Annotated in this window: 11 protein-coding genes; 6 read left to right on the forward strand and 5 right to left on the reverse strand. The window is 69.0% G+C overall.

From position 1 onward, the window contains the following. A partial coding sequence (locus A9X03_RS07090; RefSeq protein ID WP_231975363.1) for an aldehyde dehydrogenase family protein occupies window positions 1-218 on the forward strand: 218 nt, incomplete at its 5' end. A gap of 125 nt (window positions 219-343) precedes the next feature. Here A9X03_RS07090 and A9X03_RS07095 read toward each other — a convergent pair. The 3 genes from A9X03_RS07095 to A9X03_RS07105 all read right to left on the reverse strand — a co-directional run bounded on the left by A9X03_RS07095 (window position 344) and on the right by A9X03_RS07105 (window position 3813). Next, on the reverse strand, window positions 344-1285 hold the full coding sequence (locus A9X03_RS07095) for a R2-like ligand-binding oxidase (protein ID WP_067748233.1): 942 nt from the start codon (window positions 1283-1285) through the stop codon (window positions 344-346). Next, window positions 1282-1974, reverse strand: a complete 693-nt coding sequence (locus A9X03_RS07100; RefSeq protein ID WP_067891128.1) for a TetR/AcrR family transcriptional regulator — start codon at window positions 1972-1974, stop codon at window positions 1282-1284. The genes A9X03_RS07095 and A9X03_RS07100 overlap by 4 nt, the downstream gene beginning before the upstream one ends. Window positions 1975-2115: 141 nt before the next feature. Continuing rightward, window positions 2116-3813, reverse strand: coding sequence for an acyl-CoA dehydrogenase family protein (locus A9X03_RS07105; RefSeq protein ID WP_068260356.1), 1698 nt, complete (start codon window positions 3811-3813; stop codon window positions 2116-2118). A 123-nt stretch (window positions 3814-3936) separates the two neighbouring features. Here A9X03_RS07105 and A9X03_RS07110 point away from each other — a divergent pair, with 123 nt between their 5' ends. Genes A9X03_RS07110 through A9X03_RS07120 form a run of 3 tightly spaced genes read left to right on the forward strand, consistent with a single transcriptional unit; the run spans window position 3937 to window position 6921 of the window. Further along, window positions 3937-4917: a phosphotriesterase gene (locus A9X03_RS07110; RefSeq protein ID WP_067891125.1), complete on the forward strand. Its 981-nt coding sequence runs from the start codon at window positions 3937-3939 to the stop codon at window positions 4915-4917. Further along, on the forward strand, window positions 4910-6391 hold the full coding sequence (locus A9X03_RS07115) for an AMP-binding protein (RefSeq protein ID WP_068260359.1): 1482 nt from the start codon (window positions 4910-4912) through the stop codon (window positions 6389-6391). The genes A9X03_RS07110 and A9X03_RS07115 overlap by 8 nt, the downstream gene beginning before the upstream one ends. A gap of 53 nt (window positions 6392-6444) precedes the next feature. After that, window positions 6445-6921 (forward strand): YbjN domain-containing protein, encoded by a 477-nt coding sequence (locus A9X03_RS07120; protein WP_067891120.1) that lies wholly within the window; start codon window positions 6445-6447, stop codon window positions 6919-6921. On the opposite strand, the gene A9X03_RS07125 is transcribed toward A9X03_RS07120, so the two are convergent. Beyond that, window positions 6918-8099: an acyltransferase gene (locus tag A9X03_RS07125; RefSeq protein ID WP_156746496.1), complete on the reverse strand. Its 1182-nt coding sequence runs from the start codon at window positions 8097-8099 to the stop codon at window positions 6918-6920. The genes A9X03_RS07120 and A9X03_RS07125 overlap by 4 nt on opposite strands. 140 nt (window positions 8100-8239) lie before the next feature. Here A9X03_RS07125 and A9X03_RS07130 point away from each other — a divergent pair, with 140 nt between their 5' ends. Next, window positions 8240-9517, forward strand: coding sequence for a DUF3068 domain-containing protein (locus A9X03_RS07130; RefSeq protein WP_156669885.1), 1278 nt, complete (start codon window positions 8240-8242; stop codon window positions 9515-9517). An 8-nt stretch (window positions 9518-9525) separates the two neighbouring features. After that, window positions 9526-11265: a hypothetical protein gene (locus A9X03_RS07135; RefSeq protein ID WP_068260365.1), complete on the forward strand. Its 1740-nt coding sequence runs from the start codon at window positions 9526-9528 to the stop codon at window positions 11263-11265. A 51-nt stretch (window positions 11266-11316) separates the two neighbouring features. Here the strand turns inward: A9X03_RS07135 and A9X03_RS07140 are convergent. Beyond that, the coding region (locus tag A9X03_RS07140) for a glycosyltransferase (protein ID WP_156746497.1) at window positions 11317-11774 on the reverse strand (458 nt) is incomplete at its 5' end.

Here is an 11774-nt window from a genome sequence, read left to right on the forward strand (position 1 = left end):
TGGAGCCCAACCCGAACGTGGTGGCGTTGGCGATCTCGATCGCTTCGTCGATGTCCTTGGCCCGGTACATCGAGGCCGGCCAGGTCTTCATCAACGGCATGACGGTGTCCTACCCCGAGCTGGGGTTCGGCGGCGTCAAGCGTTCCGGGTACGGCCGCGAGCTCGCCGGCCTCGGCATCCGCGCGTTCGTCAACGCCAAGACGGTGTGGGTCGGTTAGTGGCGATCGCAAGCGCGGCGCAGCCGGGCGCTGGGGGCACCTCCCGCTTGCGGGGGACGGGTCGCCACCATCGGCGACGTCGACGCCGGTGACGCCGCCGGCGGCAGCAAGGTCGAATAGCCGCCTCAGGCGGACGCGGCGGCCAGGGCCTTCTCGTCCTCGTCGGCGAAGGTGTCCTCGAGCTGCAGCGGCGAGTAGTCCAGGTCGATCTCTTCCAGCGGCCGCCCGCGGGCGCTGGAGATGGTGCCGAAGCGGCGCATGCCCTTGTCGGCCGCGTACTGCATGAACTCGTCCACCGACAGGCCGAACGGCATCGGGTCGTACAGGGAGAAGCCCTCCTCGATGAGGCGCAACCCCAATGGCATCAGCTCGTTCATGCGCGTCTCGAAGACGCCCCAGTTGGCGTCGTCGGCGGCGACGTGGCGGCGGCAGGTGAAGGTCCCCCACGCCATGTGGCGCCGCTCGTCGTCGCCGATCCGGCGGACCAACTCCTGCATGCCGGGCAGGATGCCGCGCTCCACGCAGATCTTGTGCCAGCCGAAGTAGCCCGTGAGCGCCAGCATCCCTTCGACCATGTGGTTGTAGGTCACCGAGGCCCGCACCTGCGCCGCCGGTGAGGGGTCGACCGACAAGGCGTTGAGGCAGTCGGGCAGCTCCTCGTAGAAGATCGTCCGATAGGTGGGGATGTCGTCGAGGTACTGATGCAAGTCGTCGGTGACGCCGACGGCGTCGAGCCACATGCGGAACACCTGGACGTGCTTGGCTTCCTCGAAAGCGAACTGCGTCAAGTACATTTCGTCGCCGAGGCGGCCCTCGACCCGCATCGCCGACATGAACGGCTGGATGTCCTCGGTCACCGCTTCCTCACCGGCGATGAACTCGGCGCACAGCCGGATGGCGTAGTGGCGTTCGTCGTCGGTCAGCCGCTCCCAGTCGGCGCGGTCGCGGGAGAAGTCGATGTCGGCCGGGTTCCAGAACTTCGCGTTGCCGCCGGCGAACAGCCGCAACGGCAGACTGTCCCAGTTGAGGCCCCCCTTGACCATCGAGCCCGAATGCGTGCGTGTCATGTCATCTCCTCGGATTGTTGTGGGGCTGAGCGGACGGGCGGGCGCGGCGCCGCAGCGAAGGCGGCCGCCAGCACCCCGACAAGCCGGCGCACGGCCAGCGCGGGCTGTTCGGGGGTGGGTTCGTCGAGCCCGAGAATCGGGTCCAGGCCGCGCATGTAAGGCGCCAGCGCCAGGTGCGGAAATATCAACAGCAGCAACGACAACAGCGCGTCGGTGTCCGAGTCGGCACGCAGATCCCCGCGCGCCTTCGCGTCGCGAACGAGCGGCCGCATCACCTCCAGGTAGTGCCGGTGGATGACGTTCTGCACGCTGACGCGGGCCTCGGTGTCGACTTCCAGGGTCGCCGCGGCGTGCAGCGCCCGTTCGTGCGGGTGGTCGGCGAAGTAGGCCACCCACGCGTCGAGCCAGTCGGTCAGGAAGTCGAAGAACGGCCGGCTCGGGTCCAGCTCGCGGATGCGGTCTTCCATGTACGCCCGCACCCGCTGGCTGGCGATGTCGGCGATGAACGCGAACAGGTCGCGCTTGTCCGCGAAGTACTGGAAGAGGCTGCCTTTCGCGACGCCGGCCCGCCGGGCTATGACGTTGAGGCTGCCTCGGGAAAACCCGTGCGCTCCGAATTCCTGTTCCGCGGCGTCGATGATGGCGGCGCGGCGGGCGGGGTCCACCCGTGCCCAAGTCACCGTTGGCAATGCGGCCTCCTAGCGTCGATGACCACTGGTCATATTACGGTGAGCTGCGTCACAGTCAAGGGTAGGCCGGTTGTCATCCTGCCGAACGTCACGCTGGCGTGACGCCGCCTCCCGAGCGTCACGCCAGCGTGACGCTCGCGCCTACGGCCGCATCTGGTAGGCGCCGTTGATCGGCTGGATGTGTTCCTTCCAGACCTGGTCGTAGCGCGTGTGGTCGAACACCGGGCGCCGGATCATCCGCATCGCGAAGCGGGCCTGCGCGTCGGTCGTGGCGGACTTGTCGGCCAGCTCGACGGCATAGCCGTTGAAGTCGCGCACCAGCACGGCGAAGATCTCGTCGGTCAGCGCCTCGTCCACTCCGGACAACGGGGCCTCCTCCAAGATCAGCTGGGCGTAGGGCACCGTGGCGAACAGCTGCCCAACCCCGAACGCGAAATCGATGTCCCTCTGCTGAGCGGCGTCGGGGGTGGCGCTGGCCAGCATCTCGGCCAGCACGTCGATCTGCTCGCGCAGCAGCGCGACATTAGGTAGATGCGCGTAGCTTTCGAACGGCGCCCGCCAATCGTGGAAACGCACCTTGCCCAAGCCCCCGGTCGGCCCCTGGTTGAACAGGAACGAGTCGTCGACCGCGTCGTCGCGGCGTCCGATCAACGGCAAATCGCCGTTCGGCGCGAACAGGTAATTGGGCATGAACTTGGCCAGCAACCCGATGTTGATGTGCACCGTGCCTTCGAGCCTTGGCAGCAAACCGATTTCGCGGGTCATGGCCTCGAAGATGGTGTCCTTCTCGACGCCCTTGGCGGCGATCACGTCCCATAGGGCGGTGATCACCCGCTCGCCTTCGCTGGTGATCTTGGCTTTGGTCAGCGGGCTGTAGAGCAGGTACCGGCGGTCGTCGGCCGACGCACTGCGCATGTAGTCGCAGGCGCGGGTGGCGACCAGCTTCATCGCGATCAGCCGAACGTAGGCGTCGGTGAGCAGCCGCCGCACATGGCTGAAGTCGGTGACGACGGTGCCGTACAAAACGCGGTTGGAGGCGTGGGTGACCGCCTCGTACATGGCGTGCGTGCACATGCCGACCGCGCCCCAGCCCAGGTTGTACTTGCAGACGTTGACGGTGTTCAGGGCCGCGTGGAACGCCCCTTGGCCTCGGTGCAGGATGTCGGCCTCGGTGACCGGGTAGTCGCGCAGCGCGTAGTTGGCGACGTAGTTCTGCGAGTTCACCACGTTCTTGATCAGGTCGTACCGATCGTGCTGGGAGTCGGCGGTGAAGAACACGTACTCGTCGGAGCCCGCGATCTTGCCGAAGGTCGAGACCATCCGCGCCACGTTCGCGTTACCGATGTAGTACTTCTCGCCGCTCGCGGTCCAGCCGTGTTCTGACGGCGTCAGGATCATGTCGGTCTGGTAGACATCGGCGCCGTGGGTCTGCTCCGACAAGCCGAACGCGAACACCTCGCCGGCCTCGAGTTGCGCGGCGGCCTTGCGCTTGGCGTCGGTGTTGTCGCTCATCCAGATCGGGCCCAGACCCAGCGCCGTCACCTGGAAGGGGTACCAGTAGTTGAGTCCGTAGAAGCCCACGATCTCGGCGAACTCGCTGATCCGGTAGGTGTCCCATCGGCAGTCGTCGGCGCCGTACTCGGACGGCGTCAGCAGTGAGGCGAAGATGCGCTCGCGGCCGATGTGGTCCAAAAACTCGGAATACCACACGCGTTCGTGGTCGTCATGCTTCAGCCGCGCCTTGCCCCGCGACTCGAAGAAGTCGACCGTGGCGGCCATGATCTCTCCGGAACGACGATCCGGGTACTGGCGTTGCAGGTTGTTGGGATTGAGCAACATGGCAGGACTCCCTGGGTTCGGCCAAAGACGAGGGTGACGGTACTGCACCGCGGGGGCCGTCGGGGCGGACCGGAACAAATCGGCACTGTTGTCCGACCACCGAGTCGACCTAGCATCAGTGGAGTGTCAGCACTCAATACCGCCCGCGGCGCCATCGATACCTCCGATCTCGGCGTGACGCTCATGCACGAGCACGTGTTCATCATGACCACCGAGATCGCGCTGAATTACCCCGATGCGTGGGGCGACGAAGAAAAGCGCGTGGCCGACGCCATCGATCGGCTCAACGAGCTGAAGTCCCGCGGGGTCGACACGATCGTCGACCTGACCGTGATCGGCCTGGGCCGCTACATTCCACGCATCGCGCGCGTCGCGGCGGCCACCGAGCTGAATATCGTTGTGGCGACGGGTCTTTACACCTACAACGACATCCCGTTCCGGTTCCACTACGAGGGCCCCGGCGGCTTGCTGGGCGGCCCGGAAGTCATGACCGACATGTTCGTCCGCGACATCGAGCACGGCATCGCCGACACCGGCGTCAAGGCCGGGATCCTCAAGTGCGCCACCGACGAGCCGGGCATCACCCCAGGCGTCGAGCGGGTGCTGCGCGCCGTCGCCCAGGCGCACAAGCGCACCGGGGTGCCGATCTCCACGCACACCCACGCCGGGTTGCGCCGCGGTCTCGAACAGCAACGCATCTTCGAGGAGGAGGGTGTCGACCTGAGCCGAGTGATCATCGGGCACTCCGGTGACAGCACCGACATCGGGTACCTCGAAGAGCTCATCGCCCCGGGTTCCTATCTCGGCATGGACCGGTTCGGACTCGACGTGATCTCGCCGTTCGAAGAACGGGTCAAGATCGTGGCGCAGATGTGCGAGCGCGGGCATGCCGACAAGATGGTGCTCTCCCATGACGCCAACTGCTACTTCGACGCGCTACCCGAAGAGTTGGTGCCGCAGATGGCACCGAACTGGCACTACCTGCACATCCACAACGACGTCATCCCCGCGCTCAAAGAGCGCGGAGTCACCGACGAGCAACTGAAGACCATGCTGGTCGACAACCCCCGCCGCATCTTCGAGCGGCAGGGCGCATATGAGTGAGCCGGTCCCGCCGATCGGCACCCAGATCGCGGCCCTGGCCGAACTCGCGCCCGACGAGCCCGCCGTCACCTGCGGCGGTCTGACGCTCACCCGCGCCGAACTTGACGCCTCGACGAACCGGTTGGCCCGCGCCTACGCCGACCGCGGCGTCGGCGTCGGCGACTACGTGACCATGGTGTTGCCCAACTCCGTGGAGTGGATCCAGGCGGCGGTGGCGTGCTGGAAGCTGGGCGCCGTACCGCAGCCGCTGTCGGCGCGGTTGCCCGACACGGAGCTGCAGGGGCTGCTGGACCTGCGGCAGCCGGCATTGCTGGTAGGGCGCGAGCATCCCGAAATACCGAGCGTGCCAACCGGTTTCACGCCAGGCCCGGAATTCTCCGACGCACCGTTGCCGGAAGCGGTGTCGCCGGTGTGGAAGGCGATGGGCTCCGGCGGCAGCACCGGCCGGCCCAAGCTCATCGAGTCCGCCGGCGACACCCGGATACCCGCGGCCATCGGCTACCCGCTGGGCGCGCAGCCCGGCGACACGACGCTGGTGCCGATCCCGCTGTCCCACAACACCGGGTTCACCACCGCGACCATCGCGCTGCTGATGCGCCATCACCTGGTGGTGATGAGCCGGTTCGACCCGCACGAATTCCTGCGGCTGATCACCGACCACCGCGTCACGTTCCTGACCACGGTGCCCACGATCATGCAGCGGACGCTGCCGGTCTATCACGCCGATCCCAAGTCCTACGATCTGTCGTCGCTGCGCCGGTTCTGGCACATGGGGGCGCCGTGCCCGCCGGCCATCAAGCAGGCCTGGATCGACCTGCTGGGCCCCGAGGTCGTCTGGGAACTCTACGGCGGCACCGAATTACAGGCGCTCACCTTCATCTCCGGGGACCAGTGGCTGACCCACCGCGGGTCGGTCGGCGTGGTGGTCGCCGGGGAAATGCAGGTGCTCGACGACGACGGCAACCCGTGCCCGCCCGGCGTGGTCGGCGAGATCTACATGCGGCCCGGGCCCGGCAGCGCGCCCACCTACCGCTACGTCGGAGCCACCGCCAAGTCCCGCGACGGCTGGGATTCCCTTGGGGATCTTGGCCATTTCGATGCCGACGGCTTCCTCTACCTGTCGGACCGCCGGGTGGACATGTTCACCGTGGGTGGCCGCAACGTCTACCCGGCCGAGATCGAGAACACCTTGTCGGCGCACCCCGACGTGCTGTCCTGCCTCGTCGTCGGCGTGCCCGACCCGAATTCGGGCGACCTGGGCCAGGTGCCCTACGCGCTGGTGCATGCGGCGGACGGTTCCACGCTGGACGCCGCGGGCGTCCAGGAGTTCCTGCGCGAACGCATCGCGGGATACAAGGTGCCGGCGTTCGTCGAATTCGTCGATGCGCCGCTGCGCGACGACGCCGGCAAGGCCCGGCGATCGGCGGTGCGCGCCGAGATCATCGAGCGGCTGGGGGCGGCAGCGCCCGGCTGACCCGGCTGACCGGCACCAAGAATCCTCCAAGCCCGCGGCCCCACCATCGGGGCATGCAGATCGAACCCTTGAGCACCGAGCTGATCGAACGCTATCTGCGATCGCGCGAGCTGCGGTTCTTCCGCAGCGACGACGGCGAGGAGTTCATGATGCTGCCCAGCTACGAGCGCGGCAGGCTGCACGTGAACCTTCGGATCAACGGGTTGCGGCGGGACATCTTCGAGATCTCGATCAGCCCCGCCGGTCACTACGACGCGACCGAGCGGCCCCGGCTGATGGAACTGGTCAACGACTGGAATCGCGAAACGCATTGGCCCAAGGCGTTTGTGCGCGAGACCGCCGTGCCGACCCAGGTGAGCGTGGTCGGTGAGAACGCCTACCTGCTGACCGACGGCATCCACGTCGAGGCCCTGGGCACCCTGGTCCGGTCCACCGTCGAGCACGGGGCCGACCTGTTCAAGAAGATCGAGCGGGCCATCTGCCTGCCGTCCGCGGACACGCTCGAGGAGTGGATGGACCGCACCGGTTAGGGCGCGATCGCGTCCGCCTCGGCGTCGGCGGCTTCGTCGATTTCGGCGTGCCGCTCTCGTTTCTCCCAGCGCCGCAACGCTTCTCGGCAGGGCGATTCGACCAGCCCGTAGCTGACCGCGGCGATCGCCCACCCGAAGAGCAACGTCAGCGCCAGCACCTCGGGCATCCGGCCGGTGAACGCGAACGTCCCGAGCACCGGGAACACCATGGCCAGCGCTGCCAGGTGCCACACGAACAGGCCGTAGGACCACCGCCCGAGCGTCACCATGACGGTGCTGCCGAGCAGCCGGTGCGGCGTGTCGATCCGGTCGAGTACCAGGGGGGCGACCAAGGCGAACGCCACCAGCGAGCCCGCCGCCGTCTTCACCGCGAACTGCGTTGCGGTGCCGGGAATCAGGCCCTCGGGCCCGGCAAGCGGGGACGCCGCCAGCAGATAAGCCAGCACGGCGACGACGGCCATCACGACACGGTGCCGCGCCAACCGCGCCGGCAGGTCGATCGGGCTGTGCACCCATTCCGCCAGCAGCATGCCCGCGGCGAACCAGGAGAAGAACGCCGGCGGCCAGTTGAGCAGGTTGGTGCCGGACCCGGAATGGATGGGCACCCAGCCCCACGCCCAGCTCAGCGCCGCCAGGGCGGCGATCGCCGGGACCCGCGCGCCCACCGGCAGGCGCCGGGCCAGCAGCGCCAGGATCGGCAGGGCCAGATAGAAGCTGACCTCGACCGAAAGGCTCCACATCTGCGTCAGCCCCCCGGTCAGCGTGAGGGGCACATAGATCTGGGTGAGGGTCAGGTTGGCCAGCCACACCGTCGGGCTGGCGTGATCGGCGTCGGGCAGCAGCGACAGGATCACGACGACCGCCACCAGGTAGGCGGGCATGATGCGCACCACCCGGGACCGCAGGTAGTGGCCCGTGCGGGGCCGCGGCTGCAGGCCGCGCGCCGCCGCGGCGTGCCCGCGCCACAGCAGAAAACCGGACAGCGCGAAGAACACCGCGACCGCCAGGTCGAAGCGGCCGAACAGCCGGCCGGTGATCCCGCTGGAGTGCCCGGTCTGGAACGCGACGTGGGTGACCACCACGCCCATGGCCGCGCACGCGCGCATCCCCTCCACCGCGGGCAGGAAGCTGCGGACTCCGCCCACCCGTTGGCCATCGGTCACCCCCACAGTTTGCATCTGCGGCGTTGGGGAACGAATGGGTAGACCCGAAGGACCGGGCAGCAGGTTCGTAAGCCGAGGCCTTACGTTCGGCTGTTAGGGTCAAACGGGTTTGCGGCTGACGGCGCATTAAGACAGCACTAGGAGGGCACAGCAACGTGAACCGAGCAGTCATGTTGCGGTTCGCCGCATGCGGGATCATCGGACTGGGCGCCGCCCTGCTGATCGCCGCGCTGCTGTTGTCGACCTACACCACCAGCCGGATCACCAAGGTTCCGCTCGACATCGACGCCACGCTGATCAGCGACGGCACCGGAACCGCGCTCGACGCCGCGTCACTGTCGACGGACCACGTCGTCGTCAACCAGAACGTGCCGCTGGTGTCCCAGCAGCAGATCAGCGTCGAGTCACCCGCGAACGCCGACGTGGTCACGCTGCAGGTCGGTAGCTCGGTGCGGCGCACCGACAAGCAGAAGGACAGCGGCCTGCTGCTGGCGATCGTCGACACCGTCACCCTCAACCGCAAGACGGCGATGGCCGTGTCCGACGACACCCACACCGGCGGCTCGGTCCAGAAGCCGCGCGCCTTCAACGACGAGAACCCGCCCACCGCGATGCCGCTGCGGCACGACGGCCTGGCCTACCGGTTCCCGTTCCACACCGAGAAGAAGACGTACCCCTATTTCGATCCGATCGCGCAGAAGCCGTTCGACGTCAACTACGACAGCCAAGAGGACGTCAACGGCCTGACCACCTACAAGTTCACCCAGAACATCGGCTACAACGCCGACGGCAAGCTGGTGGCCCCCGTAGCCTACCCGTCGCTGATGGCCGGCAACGAGGACGCCAAGCAGACCACGTCGGCGTCGATGTGGGGCATCCAGGGCGGTGACCCGAACGAGCAGATCACCATGACCCGCTACTACGCCGCGCAGCGGACCTTCTGGGTGGACCCGGTGTCGGGCACCATCGTCAAGGAGACCGAGCACGCCAACCACTACTTCGCCCGCGATCCGCTCAAACCGGAGCTGACGCTGGCCGACTACAAGGTCACCTCCAACCAGGACACCGTCGAATCGCAGGTCAACGCCGCACGCGACGAACGGGACCGGCTCTCGCTGTGGTCGCGGGTGCTGCCGATCACGTTCACCGCGGTCGGCCTGATCGCGCTGGTCGCCGGCGGCCTGCTCGCCTCGTTCAGCCTGCGGACCGAGAGCGCGTTGACCGATCCAGGCCTGGACCGGGGCGACCAGGACTTCTTCGGCCGCAGCGGGCTCGAGGAGCCGGTGCCCGGCGCCGAGGCCGAAACCGAGAAGCTGCCCACGCAGCGCCCCACGGCGCGCGATGATCCCGACGCGGAAGCGCCCACCCTGGGCTCCGACGAGCCGCCCGAATCCGGGCCGCCCGAGCCCACCAGCCCGCCCGAACGGGAATAGCCCGCCGCGTGCGCTGGACCCGGCCCGGGTACGCGCTGGTCTTGGCGCTTCTGGTGGTCGGGCCGCTGCTCAAACCCGGTTACCTGCTGCTGCGCGACGCGGTGTCCACGCCGCGGTCGTTTGTGTCGGATACCGCGCTGGGGCTGACGGCGGCGCCGCGGGCGACGCCGCAAGACTTCGCGGTGGCGCTGGCCTCACACGTGCTGGACGGCGGCGTCGTGGTCAAAGCCCTGCTGGCGCTTGGGCTCTGGCTCGCCGGATGGGGTGCGGCCCGGCTGGTCGCGACGGCGTTGCCCGACGCGGGCATGGCCGGCCAGTTCGTCGCCACCACCCTGGCGATCTGGAACCCCTACGTCGCCGAGCGGCTGCTCCAGGGCCACTGGAGCCTGCTCGTCGGTTACGGCTGCCTGCCCTGGGTCGCGACGACCATGCTGGCGCTGCGGGCGGGCGCCGGCTCGTTGCTCGGCCTGGCCTTCTGGATCGCGCTGGCCGGGCTGACGCCGACCGGCCTGCTGCTCGCCGCGACGGTCGGGCTGGTGTGCGTCGCCGCCCCCGGGGCGGCCCGGCCCCGCTGGCTGTGCGCCGCGGTGGCGCTGGGCGCCGCGGTGGTGGCGGCGCTGCCCTGGCTGACCGCGGCGGTTCTGGGCGCGTCGCTGTCCTCTCACTCGGTGGCGAACACGCTGGGCGTGGCCGCGTTCGCGCCGCGCGCCGAGCCGGGTCTGGGGACGCTCGGCAGCCTGGCCGGCCTCGGCGGGATCTGGAACGGCGAGGCGGTGCCGATTTCGCGGACCACCCTGTTCGCGGCCGCGTCGGCCGTCGTGCTGCTTGGGGTGGTGGCGGCCGGGGTGCCGACGGTGTTGCGCCGCCCGGCGGCGCGTCCGCTGCTGGCGCTGGCGGCGGCGGCCGTGCTGGTGCCGGCCGCGCTGGCCACCGGCCCGGGCCTGCACCTGCTGGGCGCGGTGGTCGACGCCGTCCCCGGCTTCGGGGTGCTGCGGGACGGACAGAAGTGGGTGGCGCTGGCCGTGCCGGGATACGCGCTGGCGGGCGCGGGAGCGGTGGTGACGCTGCAGAGGTGGCTGTGGCCGGCGATCATGGCGCCGGTCTGCTGCCTCGCGCTGATCTTCGCGCTGCCCGACCTCGCCTGGGGCGTGTGGGGCCAGGTGTCCCCCGTGCAGTATCCGCGCGGATGGGCCGCGGTGGCCGCAACGATCAACGAGCGGCCCGCGACGGTGGCGGTGTTGCCGGCCGGCACGATGCGGCTCTACAGCTGGTCGGGCCGCGCGCCGGTGCTGGATCCGCTGCCCCGCTGGGTGCGCGCCGACGTGCTGAGCACGGGCGACCTGGCCATCTCGGGGACCGTGATCCCCGGCGAGGGCAGCCGCGCCCGCGCGGTGCAGCAGTTGCTGCTGGCCGGTCCCGATCCGGCCGCCCTGGCCCCGGCCGGGGTGGGCTGGCTGGTCGTCGAGTCGGACACCGCGGGCGACATGGGGGCGTCCGCCCGCACCCTCGATGCGTTGACCGCGGCCTACCGCGACGACGACATCGCGCTCTACCGAATCGGCGGCGACACCGCCGGGGTGTCCGCCGGCGCGCGCACGGCGACGCTGATCGCACACCTGGCGTGGCTGGCGGCGCTGATCGTGGGCGGCGCCGGCGCGCTGGTCGGCGCGTGGCGCTCGCGCACCGCAGCGGTTCGGCGACACTTAAACGACGGCGGCGACACGCCGATAAAGGACGCTCAGGATTGAGTCTCGCGGGCCGGCGCTTGGGGGTCGACTCTCGCGGCCCGGCTCTTGGCGCTACACCAGACCACTGATCGGGTGGCCGGTCCGCACGGCGTCGAGGACCGTCCGCATGGCGTCGGCGCTTTGCCGCCAAGAGAATTCGCCGCTTCGGGTGTGGGCCTTGGCGCCGAGCTGGTCACGCAGCACCGGATCGGAAAGCAGCTCCTCGAGGCGGTCCACCAGCTCGGCGTGGGTGTCCACCAGGATCCCGGTCACCTCGTCGACGATCGAATCCGACAGCCCGCCCGATGACCGGTAGCCGATGGTCGGCACCCGGTGCTGGGCCGCCTCGACGACCGCCAGCCCCCAACCCTCCTTGCGCGAGGGCAGCAGCTGCACCCAAGCGCTTTGCAGCACATGGTGTTTGGTGACGTCGTCGACGTGACCATGAAAGGTCACCGCGCCCGAGATGCCCAGCCGGCCGACGTGGTCGACGAGCCGCTGTCGCCACCAGCCGTCGCCCACGATGTCGA

The organism is Mycobacterium sp. E1715, from assembly GCF_001667625.1.
In the GTDB taxonomy this organism is placed as follows: domain Bacteria; phylum Actinomycetota; class Actinomycetes; order Mycobacteriales; family Mycobacteriaceae; genus Mycobacterium.